Genomic DNA, 19413 nt, shown 5'->3' with positions numbered 1-19413 from the left:
GTCAGCTGGTGTCGGATGAGGACGTGTTCCGACACATTCGACGGGTGAGTCGACGCCGGGCTCCTGCGAGCTGCAGTGTCACGGGCAATGACAACGCTGGCCCGGTGCACACTCAGCAGTGCGGACCGGGCCGGCGTTTGGTGATTGTGATCAGCGGTAGTTCGTGAACTGCAGGTCGACCTCGAGGTCCTGGCCCTTGAGCAGAGCGATGACTTCCTGCAGGTCGTCACGCTTCTTCGAGCTCACACGCAGCTCGTCGCCCTGGATCTGGGCCTTGACGCCCTTGGGGCCTTCGTCGCGGATGATCTTCGAGATCTTCTTCGCGTTGTCCTTGTCGATGCCCTCCTTGAGGGAGGCGTCGATGCGGTGCTCCTTGCCCGAGGGGTAAGGCTCGCCGTCTTCGAGGGACTTCAGCGAGATTCCGCGCTTGACCAGCTTCGATTGGAAGACATCGAGGATAGCCTTGACCCGGTCCTCGCTGTTGGCTTTCATCTGCACGGCTTCGCCGCTCCAGGCGATCGTCGCATCGGTGCCGCGGAAGTCGTAGCGGGAGTTGATCTCCTTCGCGGCCTGGTTGAGTGCGTTGTCGGCTTCCTGACGGTCGACCTTGCTGACGATGTCGAATGAGGATTCGCTGGCCATGAATGCTCCTTTGTCTGCGATCGGTGGTGCCCGTAGAAAACGGGCTTGGCTGTTGCCTCCGAGTCTAGTCGAGGACCTGAATTGTGATCTGTGTCTATCGAGTTGGTGATTCGGGGCCGGGCCTTGTATTCTTTTCAGGTGCTCATCGAGCGCCACCTGCGGCAGATTGCCCGAGCGGCCAAAGGGAGCTGACTGTAAATCAGCCGGCATTGCCTTCGAAGGTTCGAATCCTTCATCTGCCACGCAGAACGGAGAAGCTCCGTGACCGAGAGGTCACGGAGCTTCTCGCGTTTTCCGCCCAGATCCCTTGCCCTGCGGCCATTCCGGCGCCTACCGTGTGAGGAAATGGGCGGGAGTTCTCCGCCGAGGAGGGACGAGCCGATGAGCGATGACACGGACGATGCGCAGTCGCCTCGGCGATTGAATTCGCTTGAGGATCGCAACGCCGTCGTCGAATCCGCCCTCGACAGAGCAATCAAACGCGGTGATTTCGATGATCTGCCGGGCCTCGGCAAACCGCTGTCCGGATTGCACAGCTCGTCCGATCCCGATTGGTGGATCAAGCAGAAGATGGACTCTGAAGGCATAAACGGCGTCGCCCCGGCTGCGTTCCAGCTGCGCAAGGAGAACGCCGTCCTCGAAGACACCGTCGACGCCTTCTCCACCGAATCCGATGTCCGTGACTACCTCTCCGGCTTCAACGCCCGGGTACGGGAAGCCGTGATGGATCTGCGCGACGGCCCGCCCGTGTTCACCCCGCCCCGCGACGTTGAGAAGGAAGTCGTCGCATGGCGGCAGCGGCGGAATGCGAAGAAGAACGACACCGGCACCGAGGCGGAACCGGGGGAGCAGCGCACCGACCCGGAGTCGGTGGGATCACCTCGGCGATGGTGGCATCTCTTCCGTCGCTGATTCGGGGACGCGGGGCGCGCGGACGGTCGGTTTCCCTTCGGTGAGGTTGACCGCGATCGTGGTGCACACGAGGCTGAGGACGGCCCGCGGAAGGTCGAGTCCGTAGCTGGAGATCGCCAGGGAATGGAAGGCGAATAGGGCGATGACGGTGACGGCAGCGGAGGGCCACCTCGGGGAGAGGGTCGGCTGGGGGGCTCTCCCAGCGTTTCGTGATTGTCGAGATCGCCCACACGATGAGCAGGACGGCGACGACGAGGATCGGACGGGTCAGCCACCAGGCTCCGGTGCCGGGATCGGGCATCGGCAGCCACAGCAGTCGGATTCCGGTGAGAACGACGATCGCCGGAACGTGCCACAGATAGACGGACATGAGGCGGCTGCCGAGGAAGAACACGATGGCTTGGGCGGGTCGAGTCTCCATGATCGCAGTCAGCGGTCGGTGGAGCAGCGTCAGCAGGCCCGCCTGGATGACGGCCAGGACTGCCAGCGAAAGGTTCGGCGGCCATTGGTTCGTGAGCATGCTCGCCGAATATTCGCCGAGGATGACGAGAAGTCCCAAGCCGGCGAATCCGGCGACGATCATGACGAGATTCCACCAGCGGGCACGGGAGAACCAGCCGTCGCGCAAGCAGAAGCCGATCTGCTGGGCGAAGAGCCAGACGAAGGCGACGTTGGGCAGACCGAAGAGTTCCTCACCTATCCCATAGCCGTCGGCGGGGACCCGGTCGAGTCCGAGGCCCTGGACGCTGACGACGAGGCGGACGACGTCGACGAAGAACGCTCCGGCGAAGAGGACGACGAGGGCCAGCCACGGATTGCGTTCATGCCAGCGGATCATCCACGGTGCCAGGGCCTGGATGAGGGCGTATGCGGCGAGGAACCACAGGACGGAACCGACAGGGACGACGATGGCATCGGCATGATCTCGGCGATCCAGGCGGCTGGAGCGAACCAGCGCTCACCGGAGATCGGGTTGACGATGAAGGGTCAGCCATCGGGATTGCGGCCCACGCCGACGAGCACACAGACGACGCGTGCGAGGTCGGGTGTGAGATCGCGGTGGCGGGGGATCGAAGTGGTCGCATGACTCAGCGTAGACACGAATTGATGACGAATCGGTGCAGAGATGTGTCAGATCCGGTGTATAGGTTCAGTGATGACAATCAGTCAGCTAAGACGTTCCTGCTGCCTTCGCCAATCGGGCGATAGCGAGGTGAGCGAGGAGCGCGGCCTGGTCTCCGAGCACTGAATCGTCGAAGACGACATTCGGCGAATGGTTGTCAGCCTGTTCCTCGTCCGGGACATCAGCAGGTTGTGCGCCGAGCATCATATAAGTGCCGGGCACCCTCTGGAGGACGAACGAGAAATCCTCACTGGGCATGATGGGTTGGGACAGCTCTTCGACTCGATCCGGACCGAGCAGACCTGAGACTTCGCCGAGGACCCAGCGGGTCTCGTCCTCGTCATTGACGGTGACGGGGTACTGGACTTCGAAATCGACCTCAGCAGTACATCCATGTGCGGAGGCGATGCCTTCGGCCAATTGGCGCGATCGTGTGCGGACGATGTCGAGGGACGCCTTTGACAAGGTGCGGATGGTGGCTGCGAAACTCGCGGAGGCGGGGATGATGTTGACTGCGTCGCTTGCACTGAGCTGGGTGATGCTCATGACGATCGGGTCGAAGGTCTCGATACGACGGGTGATCATGTTCTGACAGGCCGTGATGAGTTCGGCCAGGGCCGGAACCGGATCGTCGGCGGCCTGCGGTTGGGAACCATGTCCGCCATTGCCGTGGATGGTGACGCGCAGGACGTTCGACCCGGCTTGGAGGGTGCCTGTCTTGGTGGACACGACACCTCGCGGACGGGTGGTCACATGGACACCGAAAGCTGCGATGGCTGTTTCGCCTGCGGCCGTGAGTACGCCTTCGTCGATCATCACAGAGGCGCCGTTGTAGCCCTCCTCCCCGGGCTGGAACATGAATACGACGTCCCCTTGCAATTGATCGCGATGCTCATGAAGCATCCGAGCCGCACCGACCAAACCAGCGGTGTGCAGATCGTGACCGCAAGCGTGCATGTTTCCGTTCGTCGCAGCGAAGGGCTCTCCGGTGTCCTCCTGCAGCGGCAGACCGTCCATGTCGCCGCGCAGCAGCACCGCCGGTGCGTCGGCAAGCCGGTCCGGGTGCGATCCACGCAGGACTGCGACCACCGAGGTCGTGTCCTGTCCTGTGGTCACCTCGAGATCGAGATCGGCCAGTGCAGAGATCACGGCCGCCTGGGTGCGCGGCAGATGGAGGCCGATCTCAGGGGTGGCGTGGAGGTCCCGGCGCAGTTCCTGCAGCGCAGGCAGCAGGGTTCTCCCGGCAGCGAGCAGCTCGTGCATAACGTCCTTTCGGGTGCGACTTCTGGGCAGTGAGGCAACGTCAGAGCAGACTGACCAGAACGCTGGCGATGACGACGGATCCGGCGCTGACCGAGGTGAACCCGCCGACGAGCATCGGCGGCAGCATGACGTTGAGCAGCGCTTCCTTCTCGTCCTCGTCGCGAGCGATGGAACGTGCTACCTCATTGGTGAGCAGATAGTCGGCAGGGAAGCCGTACATGGCGGTGAGTGCGACCGACATGCCGAGCCCGGATTTCCAGCGCAGCAGCTTCGTCGCGACGAATCCGCCGAGGACGATGCCTGCACCGCCGACGATGAGGATAGTCACGGTGGGGATGAACGCGTTGATGACGTCCTGAACCGAGGCGGTCACCAGTGGGGCCATGACGATGGCGATGACGCCGGCCATCGCGATGCCGAAGGAGTTCGACCGTTCCATGGCTCGGTCGGGGGACAGACCGACCGCGGTGGCAAGAATGCCGAGGATGAGCGCGAGGATGGATGAGGGGATGTGCGTCGGGACGGCCAGCAGCGTCGCGAGCGACCCGCCGACGAGGATGAGGAAGAGCATGAAGAGCTGATTGTCGACGAGGAACCCCGGCAGAGTGACGAGCTTCTTCTTCTGGGCGGCTGCCTCTTCCTCCTCGTGGTGGGCTTGAGCGAGTTCGTGCAGCTCTCCGCTGTCGCGGAGCGTCGTGGCATAGCGACGCAGGAGGAAGTTCGTCAGCGGCATCGACGGCAGGGACTGCAGCATGAGGACCAGGGCGGGGAGCACGATGATCGACGAGGCGGCGCCGTGCGCCGTCAGCCCTTCCGTCGTCAGGCTGGTGGCGACGATGCCGCCGGACAACGGCCCGGAGCCGGCGACGAAGGTTTCGAAGCCGAAGAGCGGAGCGACGATCGCCAGAATGAGCAGGACGGCCACGAGCATGCCGGAGACGGCGATGATGACCGACCGCCACTGCTTGAGCATCACTCGCAGCGGGATCAGTGAGCCCATGTGGAAGAGCAGGGGTGCAACGAGGAAGGTGTATGCCTGAAGCAGCAGTGAATCGTCGATCACCGTTTCAGGGACCACGCCGATCTTGGCGAAGACGAAGATGCCCAGCATGGCAATCAGGAGACTGGGAATCCGCGCTTTCGACCAGATTGAGACCAGCTCGCCGACGGCGATGAATGCGAGGACGATAGCGGCAGCGTAGATAGCTTCCATGGTGAACCTTCGTATCTAGGAAGTGAGGTTCCTCACAAGATATCCGCTGCAGTCGTGTCTGTGTCGAAAATGAGGTGAGTTCCCATCATCCGGGACACGTCCGCGGTGCGTTCCGTTCGCCGGCGGCGTTGCCTCCGTGGCTGACCCGTGGGATGCCGGCCGCCTGTCATGCGACTTTGTGCTCTCAAGGCATAGGCTGAACCCATGAGTTTTCAGCAGTTCCTCCATGAGCGGGGCATCGTCGGGCGCCCGGGATCCGGCAGCCGCCCACTGGTGATCGCCCACCGCGGCTATTCCGCCGTGGTTCCCGAGAACAGCCTCGCCGCGGTCGATGCCGCACGCGCCCTCGGCGTCGACCTCATCGAAGTCGACACCTCGACAAGCGCCGACGGGGTTCCAGTAATCCTCCACGACCCGGACCTGGACCGAACCACGAACCGGAAGGGCCCCGTCGTTAATCTCACCGCCGAAGAGCTGTCGTTCGTCGACGCCGGCTCGTGGATGGGGCCGGGCTTCCACGGAGTCCGCATCCCGACCTTGTCGGCCGTGATGCGAGATATCCAGCATCGAGGCGGTGAGCTGCTGCTCGAGCTCAAAGGAGAGTGGTCATCGGGTGCGGTAGCGAGGATCTCGGAGCTGGTGGTGGAGACCGGCATTGCCGACCGGATGGTCGTCCAGTCGTTCAGTCTCGAAACGCTTGAGACCTGCCGGGACATGCTGCCGATGGTGGCTCGCTTCCTCCTGCGTATGGTTCCCAAACTCGAGGACATCGAGATCGCTCGCGATCTCGGGGCGGTGGCGATCAACCCCTCGTACAAAGGGTTCTCCATGCGCAAATCCGTTGTCACCGAGATCATGGACAACGACTTCGGTGTCTTCGTCTGGACTGCCGACGAGATGAACGAATGGAGGGAGCTCCTCGGCGCCGAGGTCGACGGGATCATCACGAACCACCCCGGTCGTCTGCAGGGATTCCTTGCGGGACGATTCGACCCCGTGAAATGAGTGTCTTCGCTGCTGAGGGCGGTCCAGACTGGAGTTCTGCGTGAGGTTTCGCCGGAGATCGCGGGTCGTGTGAGTGACGTCACTGACATCCGATTTGCCCAGAGTGAGCGAACCCGTGTAAATTCTTACCTGTTGCCCCGATAGCTCAGTCGGCAGAGCATCTCCATGGTAAGGAGAAGGTCAAGGGTTCGATTCCCTTTCGGGGCTCTCGTGCCGCCTAGAATGCGGTGCTGGGGCGGGGTAGCTCAGCTGGTTAGAGCGCACGACTCATAATCGTGAGGTCGGGGGATCGAGTCCCCCTCCCGCTACCGATCAACTCCCTCATCAGGATGACGAATCCGATGGGGGAGTTTCTGCGTCCGGGAACTCCCTGAGACCGTGTTGCGCTATTCCTTCCGGCCGTGTCAGTCTTGCTCTGTGAGGTACGCCACAGACAGCAGAAGCGCAGTGACAACGTCGGCGAGAGCCTCTCTTCCCCACACACCCGGCAGCGACCGCCGACTCATCCTGCGGGGCGCCGCTCTCATCGATGGCACCGGTGGTGATGTTGTTCCCGATTCCGAGGTCGAAGTCGACGACGAATGCATCGTCCATGCCGGACCGTCTCGCGGTACCATCCCGCGAGGTCCGGCTGCAAACGGCGGTGCGTCGGTGGCAGATGGCGAGTCCGGAGCCGATGATGCCGCAGCGGTCGTCGATCTCGCCGGCAAGACCATCATGCCGGGGTTCATCGACGCCATTGCCCAGGGGGCGGAGGGCATCAAGGCGGCCATTCGCGGGGGCGTCGCCTCGATCGAACACGGCCACGGGACCTTCCTCGTGCCCACCTTGTCCAGTGCGCTGCGAATCCCGGATCCCCGGGACGTACCCGCCTATCTGTATGAGAAGAAGGTGACGTGGTCGGCGCTCGCACGCGAACGGGTGGCGGCGGCGCTCACGGCAGGGGTCCCCGGACGGCTCTCGGCACGGACTCGAGCGTATGTCCGCACGGACAGAACCTGCGGGAAGTCGTCCACGCGGTCGAACTCGGCCTCCGCCCGATGGAGGCCATCGTGGCAGGAACCCGCAATGCGGCAGAGCTCCTTCGCCTCGACAGAGACCTCGGCACTCTTGAGGCGGGCCGCCTGGCAGACCTCATCGTCGTCCGACCCGAGCATTGCTCTCACCATGAGCGCCTGAGCCGGCACGTTGCGGACAGCTCGCAGATCATGATCAGCCGAATCTCATCCCACGACCCAGAAGGACAGCCACCCGATGACCCCTGATTTCACCAGCGAAGCTCGATCCCTTGCCGGTGACCTGCGCGAACTGCGCCGCGAGCTCCATCGCAATCCCGAAGTCGGCCTCGACCTGCCAGAGACGCAGCGACGAATCCTCGACGCACTGGACGGCCTTCCGCTCGAGATCACCCTCGGTCAGGGGCTCAGCTCGATCATCGCCGTTTTGCGCGGAGCACACCCCGGCCCGACGGTGCTTCTGCGCGGGGATATGGACGCTCTGCCCGTCATCGAGTCGACCGGACTTGATTTCGCGTCGACGAATGGAAGCATGCATGCCTGCGGGCATGATCTCCACGTCTCAGGACTCGTCGGAGCCGCACAATTGCTGTCCGCTCATCAGTCCGAACTCTCCGGCACCGTGGCCTTCATGTTCCAACCCGGCGAAGAGGGTTTGGGCGGGGCGAAGATCATGCTCGAGGAAGGGATGTTCGACACCATCGGTCAGAAACCCGATGTTGCCTACGCGATCCACGTGGCCCCAGGGGTGCCGGGAACCTTCGTCACCAAACCGGGCACGATCATGGCCGGGGCGAACACGCTGCACGTGACGATGCACGGCAGCGGAGGTCACAGTTCGCGACCGGAAGATGCTGTCGACCCGGTCCGACCGATTCTCGAATTCGGACAGGCGCTGCAGTCGATGGTCACCGGATCGTTCAGTGTCTTCGACCCGATCGTCGCCCAGGTGACGCAGCTGGAAGCGGGGAAGGCAGTCAACGTCATCCCTGCCTCGGCGAAGCTCGGAGCCTCTGTGCGCACGCTCTCCCACGAGTCGACGCGAAGGTTCCCCGAACGCGCCACACGGTTGGCGGAGTCGATTGCGGCCGCACACGGGTGCACGGCCGAGGTGGTGTGGACCGAGCAGTATCCTGTCACGGTCAACGACGGCGGCGAGGCCGACTTCGCCCTCAGAGTTCTGGCCGATAGTTTCGGTACCGAGCGGGCAGTGCAGGTGCCGGATCCGCTCATGGGGTCCGAGGACTTCTCGTTCGTGCTCGAGCAGGTGCCCGGTGCTTTCTTATTCTTCTTCGTGACGCCCGAAGGCATCGACCCGGAGTCGGCGGCAACGAACCACTCGCCGGAGGTTCAGTTCGACGATGCGCACCTGCCCGACCAGGCCGCGGCGCTCGCATCCCTGGCCTGGGAGCGGTCGCTGCGCGAATGATCTCCGCGAGGCCGACGGACAATGGGCGGGTGGGTCCTTCTTCCCCTCCGACTTCGCGTTCGATGACGACCGGCCTCAACCCTGGACGGCGACGACCTGGGCGCTGAAGGACCTGCGCGAGTGGGGACTGGCCGCCTCGGCGTTGGAAGGAACGGCAGAGAAACTCGAATCCGCACGCTGGGAGTACGAGAACCTGCCCTATTGGGGTGGCGAGGTCGACGTCTGCATCAATTCGTGGACGCTGTCTAACGGGCTGTGACTTGGAGCCGATGTCGACGGCATCGTCGACTGGTTCCTGGACCACCAGCTCGACGACGGCGGCTGGAACTGCGAATGGGTCGAAGGCTCGAAGGTCTCATCGTTCCACTCCACCCTCAATGTGCTCGTCGCGCTGCTCGACTATCAGGTGGCTGCGGGCGACGCCGCACGTGTGCGGCAGGCTCGAGTCAGGGGAGAGGCGTACCTGCTGTCGCGGGACCTGTTCCGCAGGCGCAGCACCGGTGAACCCTTCGACGGCCGTGCCCTGGCGCTCTTCCATCCTCGTCGATGGTTCTACGGGATCCTGCCCGCACTCGACTACTTCCGCGAAGCGGCGAGCATCGACGGAACCGTCGTCGACCCTCGCATGGCCGAGGCTGTGGAGTCGGTCCGCTCGCGCAGAAGTGACGACGGCCGTTGGAACCAGGAACACCGACTCGACGGAGTCGTGTGGTTCCACACCGATGTGCCCTCCGGCGAGCCCTCGAAATGGGTGACTCTGCAAGCTCTGAGAGTCCTCGAATGGTGAGACGGATCAGGGAACGCCGCGGCGATCAGAGCGGAGCCGCCTCGGTGATCAGTTCTTGAAGTCGAAGTCGTCCTTGTTGATGCCGGGGAACATGAGTTCGTACTTGACCATCTGATCCTTGTGGTCGACGATCTTCACCGTGCCGAAGTACTTCTTCCTGCCTTTGTAGGCGTCCTTGTCTTTGACGGAGACCTGGCATGATTTGAAGCCGTACCATTCATGGAGCTCCATATCGGAGTCGCACTTGGCTTCCTTGACCTTCAATTCGAGCTTGTTCTCGAACAGATCGATGAGGTCGGCCTCGATCGAAGAGGCCGGTACGACTCCGTTGCCCTTCTTATCGATCTTCATCCCGTCGTCGCTGGCCCAGTTCGTCGTCTTTGCGGCATCGGCGAAGGGGTCGGTCGATTTCGTGTCGGTGGGCTCCGCCTCGGCGGATTCAGGTGCTTCCGATTCGACGGCTCCTCCGCCGAAGCCGCCCTTTTCGGTCTGAGCGGCTTCGGGCTTCTGATCCTCGGCGGGCTTGTCTCCACCGGAGCCTCCGCAGGCAGTCAGGGACAGAGCGAGTACGGTTCCTGCCGCCGCCGTCAGCAGGCGGGGCATCCAGGTGGACCGGCGAATCGGGGTCATCGTGTTTCTCCTACGCACTCAGGCGATCACAAACGTTGTCGATACGCCTTGATTCTGCCATGGCACAATGCCGCGGACGCTGGTTCGGTGTGCGGATCCGGCGACACCTGTGACGATTCGGGCACATTCTGGCCGGGGCGGGTCGCGGGCAACGGTGCGTGCTGCTACGCAAGGCCGCGCTCCACTTACTCCGCGGCGGGGGAGTTGACGGCCTTAGCGAGGGCCTCGAACGCGCGGATCGTCGGGAACAGCTTCGCCGCATCCTGTGGCAGCCCCCAGCTCGAGAGCTTGACGCCGAGGACGTTGGCACCCGGGTTCATATAGATCATCTGCCCGTGGATGCCAAGGGCGAGGAAGGCATGCGAATCGGGGAACGGGAACCAGAACTGGTTGTGATACGCCCCGCCCGGCATCCGATTGTCTCCGGGCCCATCGGCGAACGCCTGACGCACATCCTCGGAGGTGGTGAGCGTATCGCCGATCCACGTCGTCGGAGCCACCTGCTGCCCGGTCAGCGACTGGCCGCGGTTGGTGTAGACATAGCCGAACCGGGCGAGATCACGCAGAGTCGTGTTGATGCCTCCGTCGAACATCCCGACCCCGTACTGGTCGGTGGCGATGATCGCATCCTGCTCGGCTCCGATCCGTGACCACAGCACCCGTGACATGAGTGACTGCATGCGCTCGCCGGCGATCTTCTCACACACCCATCCGAGCACATCGGTCTCACACGACCGGTACTCGAAGACCCCGCCGTGCTCGGACTTCGCCTCGAGCGTGGTGAGGAACTCGTACATGCCGATGCCCGGGTTCTCCCTCTTGGCCTCGGACCAGCCGATCGACTCCTCGATCTGCCTGACTTCGGACTGCGGGTCGAGGTAGTCCTCGAAGAAGCGGATGCCCGAACGCATATCGAGGACATGGCGTACGGTCGCCCCGGCGTAGCCGGACTCGGCGAGCTTGGGGACAAAGTCGGTGACGAGGCGGTCCGGGTCGAGGTCACCGGAGCCGGCGAGGACACCTGCGACGGTGCCGACGAGCGACTTGGACACCGACATGAGCAGATGCTCGGTCGACGCGGTCATCTCTCCGAAGTACTCCTCGGTGAGCACTGTCCCGTTGTGCATGAGCATCCAGGCATCGGTATCGGTGGACTCGATGACGCTGCGGACGCTGCGTGCTTCCGAGTACTCCGTCGCGGGAACCTCGACCTCGCCGAGGTCCTGCAGATCGGCGGGCAGTTCGGCCACCGGACCCGTGCCCCGGGAGATCGGCGTCGTGGGAAGGACCCTTGCGACGTTCTGGAACGACCAGCGCACATTGTCGGGATCCTGCCAGTTGTCCCGGTCGATTCCGGCTGCCGGATCGACGGGCGCCGATGGGGCCACGGTCGGGTCTGCCGGGGGAGTGGCTGCGGTCTGCTCTGGTGACGGTTCGTTCACTCTTCACCTCTGATTCTCGCATCGGTCTGTCCGCGGAACGGGTCCGCAGACGGCGGAAGGGCGCCGCCTCGGGTCGTGTTGAGGCTATCACCGAGGCGGCTCTGCCCTACGTGCATATGCGGGTTCAGTCGCCCTTGGCCCCGGGCCCGCCCAAGGCCGGTGCCGGATCGTCCGCGACGACCGGAACGCCTGCGTACATCGCCCGGATCGAATCGATGAAGTGCTTGGCACGGATGCTCAGCGCATCGGATCCGCCGACGTTCGTCTGCAGCGGATTCTTCGTCACCAGCACTCCGAGGTCCGCGCCCTTCCACCGGTAGTCACCGGCGCCGAAGATGCGCAGGAAGAACACCTCATTGCCGTTCTGCAGAGGGTGCCAGTCCAGGGCCGCACGTTTGTACGTCAGGGTTCCGTACTGATCGAGATGGTACTGACCGGTCAGCGGCGAATGCGTGATGTACTCGGTGATGGGAGCCGACTCCTTGATGATCATCTGGCTCCACTCATCGGCGCCGGAGAGCTCCTCCCAGCGCTCGTTGATCTCCTTGACGTCGAGGTCGAATTCGACATCGAGGTATTCGAGCAGGTGGAACAGGAACAGCGGCACATCGGCATAGGCGCCCGCGGTGACGTTCGTTATCGCCGACGCTCCGGAGATGCGCGGGTTGAGCTCACCGAGGTAGCAGTCGTCGGTGTCGAGATCGACGAGGACATCGACTTCGAAGAACCCGCGGTAGCCGCGCTTGCGCAGACCTTCGCCCATTTTGCGCACGAGCTCACGGGTCTGTGCGCGCTGCTCGGCATTGAGCACATCGGGTTTCATCTCGTTGCCGCACCAGCCGCCCTTGTACGGGGTGAGCTCGGCGAAGCCGGCCAGCTCGGTCAGATACGGACCGACGACGACGCCGCTGGAGGTGATGACCGCCTCGACGGCGACCGGGGTGTTGTTGATCCGTTTCATCACCTTCAGCTGCTCGCCGATGATGTCGTCCTTGTGCGTTTCCCAACCGGAGGCATCGGAGATGAAGAACGTTGTCTTCCCCGAATCACCATAGGGAGTCTGCACGACGAGATCCGTGCCCAGCCCCGCCTCGGCGGCCCGATCATTGAGCTCTTCATAGGTGTCGGCGGTAGTCAGTACGTTCGGGACGGAGAACGCACCGGCCTCATTGCCGAGCTTCGTCGTCTCGATCTTCGAATCGAGCTGATTGCGCAGCGCCGCCGACGGCAGGATGAGGTCATATCCGAGCTCCCGGCAGATCCGCTCCGTCTCCTCGTCGAAGAAGACCATGGCGACCTTGACCCGCTCACCATGGGGGACATTGCTCGTCATGTGCGCGCGCACCTCGGCGTTGAGCAGCAGCCAGTTGTTGATCGCCTCACCCGATTCGAACTCGACATAGGGCTTGTAGCGCGGGGAGAAGACGCGCGGATGACCTCCGTCCCAGCCGTCGTAGTAGGTGATGTAGGAGAAGTTGCGCACCCACCGGTCGAGACCCAGCAGGTTGAACGGGGTGGCGCCGACGAAATAGATCGGAGTCTGATTGGTGCGGAAGAAGTGCCGAACCTCGGAGACGTTGCGCAGCGGTCGGCGCAGCTGGACTCTGCCGGCTTCCTTACCGGCATAGGCGGCGTCCGTGGCCACGGCCACCTCGACCTGCGGCGGGGCGGCATCGGCTGACGCCGGTGCCCGACTGGAGTCAGCGGCAGCAGACGGCGCAGCGGCTGCAGTCTGCGCGGCGACTGCGGGGGTGCCGGGACCGGGCTTGTGCGGTGACGGGACCGCGACAGCATCTTTGACTCGTGGGCTGGGATTCGCCGTCTGTGCCTCGGGGCTCTGCGGGTCGGCGTTGGGGGATTCGTTCGTCATCGCACTACTCCTTACCGAATGTGATGTGGACAACATATATCAGTTTCGAAGCCATGAGCCCGATGGTGCGTCACTTGTATGAACCGGATACGAACGCGCGATCAATTCTTCGCCGGTGAGCCTCATCCAGAAGCCGTGCTTTAGGCTGGTGTCGATATTGAACCCAGCGGAAGAGAGAGCGCATATGCCGGTGAATACGGAGAAGCAGGGGGCAACGTTCTCCCTGCCTCAGTCCTATGAGGTCTCCAGGGAGGCGATCGCCGAATTCGCGCTCGCCACCGGGGCGAATGCCGAATACCATTTCGACACCGAGGTGGCCACCGCACTGGGCTACCGCGACGTTGTCGCACCGACCACCTTCGCCGTGATCATCGCCCAGAAATCGGAAGCGGCCTATATCTCCGATCCCGATTCGGGCATCGACTTCTCGAAGGTCGTCCACGGTTCCGAACAGTTCTCGTTCACCCGCCCCATCGTCGCCGGTGACGTCCTGTCCGCCGTCACCCATGTCGACGGAGTACGAGTCGCCGGCAGCAATGCCATGATCACCACCCGCACCGAGATCACCGATGTCGCGCAGCAGCCCGTCGTCACCGTGACCTCGACCATCGTCGTGAGAGGAGACGGAGAATGAGCGCCATCGACTTCTCCACACTGACCATCGGAGACACCGTCGTGGAATCCGAGATTCCGCTGTCGCGTGCCTCTCTGGTGGACTACGCCGCAGCCTCGGGCGATCACAACCCGATCCACTGGAACGAGCGCTTCGCCCGCGAGGTCGGGCTCGACGACGTCATCGCCCACGGCATGCTCTCGATGGCGGCGGTCATCGCACCGGTGGCCGAATGGCTCGGCGACCCAGGTGCGATCGTCGACTATCGGACCCGCTTCTCCGCACCCGTCGTCGTTCCCGATGCCGAAACCGGATCACCGGCGACCCCGACGACCTCGCTCAAGCTCGCCGCCACCGTCGGCGCCGTCGATCCTGCCGTTGGCACCGCCCGCATCGACATCACCGTGAAGTCCGGTGAGGCCGATGTCCTCAGCCGCACTCAGGTTCGGGTCTCGGCGTGACCGAAGCCCACCCACAGGAACTGTCGGCGTTCACCACCTTCCGCCTCGGTGGACCGGCCCCGCAGGTCACCGTCGCGAGCACCCGCGACGAGCTGCTCGACTTCTGTGCGGCCCACCCGCTCGAGCTCAGCGGTCAGGAGCGGTCGCAAGTGCTGTTCATCGGCGGCGGATCGAATCTGCTCATCGCCGATGCCGGGTTCGACGGTGCGGTCTGCGTGGTCCGAACCACCGGAGTGGAGACCACGGAGACCACGACGACCGATACCCGGGTCACCGCCGAGGCGGGGGAGGACTGGGACGCATTCGTCGCCCATACCCTCGACCTCGGTCTCTCGGGGCTCGAAGCGCTGTCCGGGATCCCGGGATCGGTCGGTGCGACCCCGATCCAGAACGTCGGCGCCTACGGCACTGAGGTCGGCGAGCTCATCTCCTCCGTCGAGGTCTTCGATCGTGTGGCCGGTCAGATCCGTCACCTCACCGCCGTCGAACTCGAATTCGGCTACCGCACCTCGGCGCTCAAGCGCGCTCAGATTGCGGCCGGAACCCCGCAGTTCGTCGTGCTCTCGGTGACCTTCGACCTCCAGCGCAGCAGTGAATCGCTGCCGGTTCGCTACGCTCAGCTGGCCTCGACCCTCGACGTCGAGATCGGCACCCGTGTGGCGGCTGCGCATGTGCGTGAGAACGTCATTGCGCTGCGTCGGTCGAAGGGCATGGTCCTCGACGCAGCCGACCACGACTCCTGGTCGGCGGGGTCCTTCTTCACCAACCCCATCGTCGACGACGTTGAGGTCCTGCCCGCCGAGGCGCCTCGCTACCCGGTGACAGACCCGCTCAGCGGAGCGAAGATCGAGGGGAAGACGAAGACCTCGGCGGCCTGGCTGATCGAGCACGCCGGGTTCTCAAAGGGCTTCAGCATCGGTGAAGGTCGAGCTTCGCTGTCGACCAAGCACACTCTGGCGCTGACGAATCGGGGACACGCGAGCACGGCCGATGTGATCGATCTCGCCTCGACCGTCGTCGCCGGGGTCGAGGACGCCTTCGGCATCACCCTTGAACCCGAACCGACCTTCATCGGCTGCTCCATCGACGACGGGATACGTCTTTAGACTGGTGGCCGTGTCAGCACGTCGGAGAATCACTGCGCTCGTCATCACTTTGGCGGCGGTTGCACTCGTGACCCTGCCCTGGGCGCTGTTCACCTCGCGGGCCGATCTCAGCTTCGGCCCGCATGAGGCGCAGTATCGGGTCACCGCCGACTCTCGGCTCACAGTCGATTTCGGCCCTTTGGGCAAGCTGCTCGTCCCCGCCGAGGATGTCGTCCCCCTCGGTCTGGGAATGCACGTCGACATCGGCGAGATCCCCGTGTCTGGTGAGTCCAGCGACGACGAGCGACCCGCGGCCGACCCCGAGAAGGTAGCGGATCCCGGTGGGGGCACCGTCGACGCCCTCGGAGGCGACATCGCCTCCTACGCCTCGCTGTTCTCGGCCCCGCAGGCGCAGATCGACCAGGTCATCGAAGGGCTCAGCCAGGAGATCCTCACCCGCTGGGCTTTGGCCGTCTGCATCATCACCGGAGGGCTCGTCGGCCTGGCCCTGTTCCTCGGACCCACCCGGGTCGAAACCATCACCCGCGCTTTCGTCGGCAAGGAGCTCCTCGGCGTCGGGCTGGTGCTCGTGCTCGTCCTCACCGGCCTGGGCACCGTCGTGCTCAACCGTCCGAAGCCGATCTCCGCCGATCCGGCGTTCGAGGGCACGCCGCTGGCCGGATCCCAGGTCACGGGCCGCCTCGGCGGGATCATCGACACAGCGTTCGGCGCAGTGCAGGACTTTGCGGCCGAAAACTATGCCTTCTATGACGATGTCCTCGAGACCCTGCGGGCGCAGTGGGTCGACCGTCCGATCACCGGCAACTGGACCGATCGGGGACTCGTTCCATCCGCGGGAGTCGGGGCATCCGCCGCCGGCACCGGTGAAAGTGCCGGGCAGAAGGGCGTGACCACGTTCGTCTACGGCTCCGATATCCACTGCAATATCGGAATGGCCCGCGTTGTCGGCGTCGTCGCAGGGATGAGCCGGGCCGATGCCTATATCGACGGCGGGGACATCTCCATGACGGGCACATCAGCCGAGAACTACTGCCTCGACGTCCTCGACGACGAACTGCCGGAGAAGCTGCCGCGCATGATCGTCAAGGGCAACCACGATTCGATGGGCACGACTCAGCACGCGAAAGCCCGCGGCTGGAAGGTGCTCGAGGACTCCACGGCGGAGATGGCCGGGGTGAGGTTCTTCGGTGCCGCCGATCCGCGTCGCACCGTGTTCGGGTCCGGCCCGCAACTGGAGACGGACCTCACCGCCGACCAATATGCGCAGCGTCTGCGCGACGAGGCCTGCGCTGCCGATTTCGACATCATGCTCATCCACGATCCTGCCGTCGGCGGACCGAGTCTGCGTTCGGGCTGCGCCGACTACGCTCTCAGCGGACATTGGCACCGCCGGGTCGGACCGGAGAACTTCGGTGCCGGAACCCGCTATGTCAACTCGACGACTGGGGGAGCCCTGGCGAATGCGTTGACACCGGGACCGCTGAAGATGAACGCGGAACTGAGCATCATCCGCGTCGACAACGAGACGAAGCGGCCCATCGACGTGCAGATCATCACCGTCACACCGGATAAGAAGGTGCAGATCGACCCGTGGGTGCGCTTCCCCGAACCCAGGCCTCTCGTGGGCCAACCGCCGGTCGACGAACCCGGTCGCTGAGTGAGCGTCGACACGTTCGAGACATTGCTTCGAGGCTCGGTTCGACGAACGGCCGTCGGGCACGGTATGCTCGTTTCTCGTGGTCGGACACCACGGGAGCGACAAGGTCTATCAGGTCCGATCAGAGGGGTGTGGCGCAATTGGTAGCGCAACGGTCTCCAAAACCGTAGGTTGCAGGTTCGAGTCCTGTCACCCCTGCGCAGTTGACTCTGCCGAAGTCTCATCGGCCAGGCGCCGTCCTCGACAGGCACGAACAATTGTGAAGCCAAACGAAACCGACCGAGTGAGGATGTGTGAGCGACACACCGGCAAAGAAGACTGGCAGCGCACCCGACAGTGCCTCCGGTCCTAAGAAGCTCGGATTCTTCGGACGAATCCTGCAGTTCTTCCGCGAAGTTGTGGCAGAGCTCAAGAAGGTCGTCACTCCGACCCGGAAGCAGCTGCTCAACTACACGCTCGTGGTGCTGGGCTTCATCCTGTTCATGATGCTTCTCGTCACGGGCCTCGACCTGGTATTCGGCAAGCTCGTCGGATGGGCGTTCGGCGGAACTCCGCTGTGGCCCCTGTGGTGACACGGCTTCAGCCGTGACCTACCCTAAGCTCAAACTTCACTCCCGAATGGGAGTCACAAAACGCGAAGCGAGGAATTGATCGGTGTCGGATACCAACTCACCTGAGCAGGAGACCCCTGAGACCCAGGACGTCACTCCCGAGGAGTCGGGTGCCGCTGTGGTGCCCGAAACCGAAGAGACGGCCAACGACGCCGAGGCGACCGCGCCCGAGACTGCCGACGTCGAGTCCGCAGATGCCGAGTCCGCTGACGCGGCCGACGGCGAGCAGGACGAAGCCGCTGTCGACAGCGCTGCCGCCGACGAGGTCGACCCGGCCGAGGAATTCAAGGCCGAGCTGCGCATGCAGGAGGGTGACTGGTACGTCATCCACTCCTACGCCGGCTACGAGAACCGCGTGAAGCAGAACCTCGAGAATCGCACCGTCAGCCTCAACCTCGAAGAGTTCATCTTCGAGTCGCAGGTGCCGATGGAAGACGTCGTCGAGATCAAGAACGGGCAGCGCAAGCAGGTCCGCCGCGTGCGCATCCCCGGCTACGTGCTCGTCCGCATGGAACTGACTGACGAGTCGTGGGGCGCCGTCCGCCACACCCCGGGTGTCACCGGATTCGTCGGCAACGCCTACGACCCCACCCCGCTGTCGATCGACGAGGTCTTCTCGATGCTCGCGCCGATCTTCGAAGAGCGCCAGGCCGAAGCCGCCGCATCCGAAGGCCCGGCCGCCGAAGCCGCAGCGAAGTCCGCGCCCATCACCGAGGTGGAGTTCGAGGTCGGCGAGTCCGTGCTCGTCAAGGAGGGATCCTTCGAGGGTCACCCCGCCACGATCCAGGAGATCCGTCCGGAGTCGCAGAAGCTCACCGTGCTGCTGTCGATCTTCGAACGCGATGTTCCCGTCGAACTCGGCTTCGACCAGGTCTCGAAGCTCTGACGACCGCACAGCTGTGCTGATCGCCTCGGCGCGATCATGACCGAAGGGGCCCGGATTTTCCGGGCCCCTTCGGCGTTTTCCGGGTCGGCCGCCTCGGCGAGGCATCGATCCGGTGATGCGCATCACGAGCATTTGCCCACATGTGTGCGCGCATGGAATACTGGTGTGGTTTGATCGCGGCCCTTATCGGAAGGCCGCCGTCGAACGATGTGCTGTATATGTCTGGCACATCGAAACCTCAAGATTAAGGACCGTACATGCCTCCCAAGAAAAAGGTAGCCGGCCTCGTCAAGCTCCAGATTCAGGCAGGTGCCGCTAACCCGGCTCCTCCGATCGGTCCGGCGCTTGCCCAGCACGGCGTCAACATCATGGAATTCTGCAAGGCCTACAACGCCGCCACAGAATCCCAGCGCGGAAACATCGTTCCCGTCGAGATCACCGTGTACGAAGATCGTTCGTTCGACTTCGTGCTCAAGACCCCGCCGGCAGCCGAGCTGATCAAGAAGGCCGCCGGAGTGAAGTCGGGTTCGGCCACCCCGCACACCGTCAAGGTCGCTCACCTGAGCGCCGACCAGGTGCGCGAGATCGCCACCACGAAGATGCCCGACCTGAACGCCAACACTCTGGATCAGGCCGACCGCATCGTCGCCGGAACCGCGCGTTCCATGGGCATCACCACCGACATCGAGGTCTGAGACCTCACCCCACACAGTGGCAGGGCCCACGCAGCCCACACCACGACTGCAA

19 protein-coding genes, 4 tRNA genes and 1 pseudogene are annotated in these 19413 nt (G+C 63.8%); 17 read left to right on the top strand and 7 right to left on the bottom strand.

What is annotated here, in order from left to right:
• Nucleotides 1–150: 150 nt before the first annotated feature.
• Complete coding sequence (locus tag BLU88_RS15280; RefSeq protein ID WP_157689155.1) at nucleotides 151–642, bottom strand: YajQ family cyclic di-GMP-binding protein; 492 nt, start codon at nucleotides 640–642, stop codon at nucleotides 151–153.
• Between the two features lie 160 nt (nucleotides 643–802).
• Here BLU88_RS15280 and BLU88_RS15275 point away from each other — a divergent pair.
• Nucleotides 803–884: transfer RNA gene (locus tag BLU88_RS15275), tRNA-Tyr, on the top strand.
• 139 nt (nucleotides 885–1023) lie between these two features.
• Entirely contained in the window at nucleotides 1024–1554 is a 531-nt protein-coding gene (locus tag BLU88_RS15270; RefSeq protein WP_092015764.1) for a DnaJ family domain-containing protein, read from the top strand.
• Nucleotides 1555–1783: 229 nt separating this feature from the next.
• On the opposite strand, the pseudogene BLU88_RS18195 reads toward BLU88_RS15270, so the two are convergent.
• From BLU88_RS18195 to BLU88_RS15255, 3 genes and pseudogenes are all read right to left on the bottom strand, one after another.
• Nucleotides 1784–2440, bottom strand: a pseudogene (locus BLU88_RS18195) (acyltransferase family protein); the annotation flags it as partial.
• Between the two features lie 285 nt (nucleotides 2441–2725).
• Nucleotides 2726–3940 carry a M20 metallopeptidase family protein gene (locus BLU88_RS15260; RefSeq protein ID WP_092015758.1) on the bottom strand — a complete coding sequence of 405 codons (1215 nt, stop codon included), beginning with the start codon at nucleotides 3938–3940 and terminating at the stop codon, nucleotides 2726–2728.
• 40 nt (nucleotides 3941–3980) lie between these two features.
• Nucleotides 3981–5153, bottom strand: coding sequence for a hypothetical protein (locus BLU88_RS15255; protein WP_092015755.1), 1173 nt, complete (start codon nucleotides 5151–5153; stop codon nucleotides 3981–3983).
• A 204-nt stretch (nucleotides 5154–5357) separates the two neighbouring features.
• On the opposite strand from BLU88_RS15255, the gene BLU88_RS15250 reads away from it, so the two are divergent.
• The 7 genes from BLU88_RS15250 to BLU88_RS18425 all read left to right on the top strand — a co-directional run bounded on the left by BLU88_RS15250 (nucleotide 5358) and on the right by BLU88_RS18425 (nucleotide 9390).
• Nucleotides 5358–6158, top strand: a complete 801-nt coding sequence (locus BLU88_RS15250) for a glycerophosphodiester phosphodiesterase (RefSeq protein WP_092015752.1) — start codon at nucleotides 5358–5360, stop codon at nucleotides 6156–6158.
• 134 nt (nucleotides 6159–6292) lie between these two features.
• Nucleotides 6293–6365 (top strand) — tRNA-Thr (locus tag BLU88_RS15245).
• Nucleotides 6366–6392: 27 nt separating this feature from the next.
• A tRNA-Met gene (locus BLU88_RS15240) sits at nucleotides 6393–6466 on the top strand.
• Nucleotides 6467–7054: 588 nt separating this feature from the next.
• Nucleotides 7055–7423 (top strand): amidohydrolase family protein, encoded by a 369-nt coding sequence (locus BLU88_RS18835; RefSeq protein ID WP_231939456.1) that lies wholly within the window; start codon nucleotides 7055–7057, stop codon nucleotides 7421–7423.
• Nucleotides 7413–8603: a M20 metallopeptidase family protein gene (locus tag BLU88_RS15230; RefSeq protein ID WP_092015749.1), complete on the top strand. Its 1191-nt coding sequence runs from the start codon at nucleotides 7413–7415 to the stop codon at nucleotides 8601–8603. The genes BLU88_RS18835 and BLU88_RS15230 overlap by 11 nt, the downstream gene beginning before the upstream one ends.
• A complete protein-coding gene (locus tag BLU88_RS18830) occupies nucleotides 8536–8862 on the top strand; it encodes a hypothetical protein (protein WP_231939748.1) in 327 nt (108 codons plus the stop codon). The genes BLU88_RS15230 and BLU88_RS18830 overlap by 68 nt, the downstream gene beginning before the upstream one ends.
• 120 nt (nucleotides 8863–8982) lie before the next feature.
• Nucleotides 8983–9390 (top strand): hypothetical protein, encoded by a 408-nt coding sequence (locus BLU88_RS18425; RefSeq protein ID WP_197678145.1) that lies wholly within the window; start codon nucleotides 8983–8985, stop codon nucleotides 9388–9390.
• A gap of 48 nt (nucleotides 9391–9438) precedes the next feature.
• Here the strand turns inward: BLU88_RS18425 and BLU88_RS15220 are convergent, their stop codons facing one another.
• From BLU88_RS15220 to BLU88_RS15210, 3 genes are all read right to left on the bottom strand, one after another.
• Nucleotides 9439–10020: a hypothetical protein gene (locus BLU88_RS15220; protein WP_092015746.1), complete on the bottom strand. Its 582-nt coding sequence runs from the start codon at nucleotides 10018–10020 to the stop codon at nucleotides 9439–9441.
• Between the two features lie 185 nt (nucleotides 10021–10205).
• Nucleotides 10206–11462: a serine hydrolase domain-containing protein gene (locus BLU88_RS15215; protein ID WP_231939455.1), complete on the bottom strand. Its 1257-nt coding sequence runs from the start codon at nucleotides 11460–11462 to the stop codon at nucleotides 10206–10208.
• Between the two features lie 124 nt (nucleotides 11463–11586).
• On the bottom strand, nucleotides 11587–13332 hold the full coding sequence (locus BLU88_RS15210) for a biotin carboxylase (protein ID WP_231939454.1): 1746 nt from the start codon (nucleotides 13330–13332) through the stop codon (nucleotides 11587–11589).
• A 184-nt stretch (nucleotides 13333–13516) separates the two neighbouring features.
• Here BLU88_RS15210 and BLU88_RS15205 point away from each other — a divergent pair, with 184 nt between their 5' ends.
• The 8 genes from BLU88_RS15205 (at nucleotide 13517) to rplK (ending at nucleotide 19361) form a co-directional block, all read left to right on the top strand.
• The gene (locus BLU88_RS15205) at nucleotides 13517–13966 is read left to right on the top strand and encodes an FAS1-like dehydratase domain-containing protein (RefSeq protein ID WP_092015743.1); all 450 of its coding nucleotides are present in this window, start codon (nucleotides 13517–13519) and stop codon (nucleotides 13964–13966) included.
• Nucleotides 13963–14406: a MaoC/PaaZ C-terminal domain-containing protein gene (locus BLU88_RS15200; RefSeq protein ID WP_092015739.1), complete on the top strand. Its 444-nt coding sequence runs from the start codon at nucleotides 13963–13965 to the stop codon at nucleotides 14404–14406. Before BLU88_RS15205 ends, BLU88_RS15200 begins: the two co-directional genes overlap by 4 nt.
• Entirely contained in the window at nucleotides 14403–15512 is a 1110-nt protein-coding gene (locus BLU88_RS15195) for a UDP-N-acetylmuramate dehydrogenase (protein ID WP_092015736.1), read from the top strand. The genes BLU88_RS15200 and BLU88_RS15195 overlap by 4 nt, the downstream gene beginning before the upstream one ends.
• Nucleotides 15513–15522: 10 nt before the next feature.
• Nucleotides 15523–17169, top strand: a complete 1647-nt coding sequence (locus BLU88_RS15190) for a metallophosphoesterase family protein (RefSeq protein ID WP_231939453.1) — start codon at nucleotides 15523–15525, stop codon at nucleotides 17167–17169.
• Nucleotides 17170–17294: 125 nt separating this feature from the next.
• Nucleotides 17295–17367, top strand: a tRNA-Trp gene (locus tag BLU88_RS15185).
• A 95-nt stretch (nucleotides 17368–17462) separates the two neighbouring features.
• Nucleotides 17463–17741, top strand: coding sequence for a preprotein translocase subunit SecE (gene secE, locus BLU88_RS15180; RefSeq protein ID WP_092015733.1), 279 nt, complete (start codon nucleotides 17463–17465; stop codon nucleotides 17739–17741).
• An 82-nt stretch (nucleotides 17742–17823) separates the two neighbouring features.
• Nucleotides 17824–18666, top strand: coding sequence for a transcription termination/antitermination protein NusG (nusG, locus tag BLU88_RS15175; protein WP_092015730.1), 843 nt, complete (start codon nucleotides 17824–17826; stop codon nucleotides 18664–18666).
• Between the two features lie 257 nt (nucleotides 18667–18923).
• Nucleotides 18924–19361, top strand: coding sequence for a 50S ribosomal protein L11 (gene rplK / locus BLU88_RS15170; protein WP_025776636.1), 438 nt, complete (start codon nucleotides 18924–18926; stop codon nucleotides 19359–19361).
• Nucleotides 19362–19413: the final 52 nt, after the last annotated feature.

It is taken from the genome of Brevibacterium siliguriense (genome assembly GCF_900105315.1).
Classification (GTDB): Bacteria; Actinomycetota; Actinomycetes; order Actinomycetales; family Brevibacteriaceae; genus Brevibacterium; species Brevibacterium siliguriense.
This window is presented reverse-complemented; position numbering and strand designations above follow the sequence as displayed.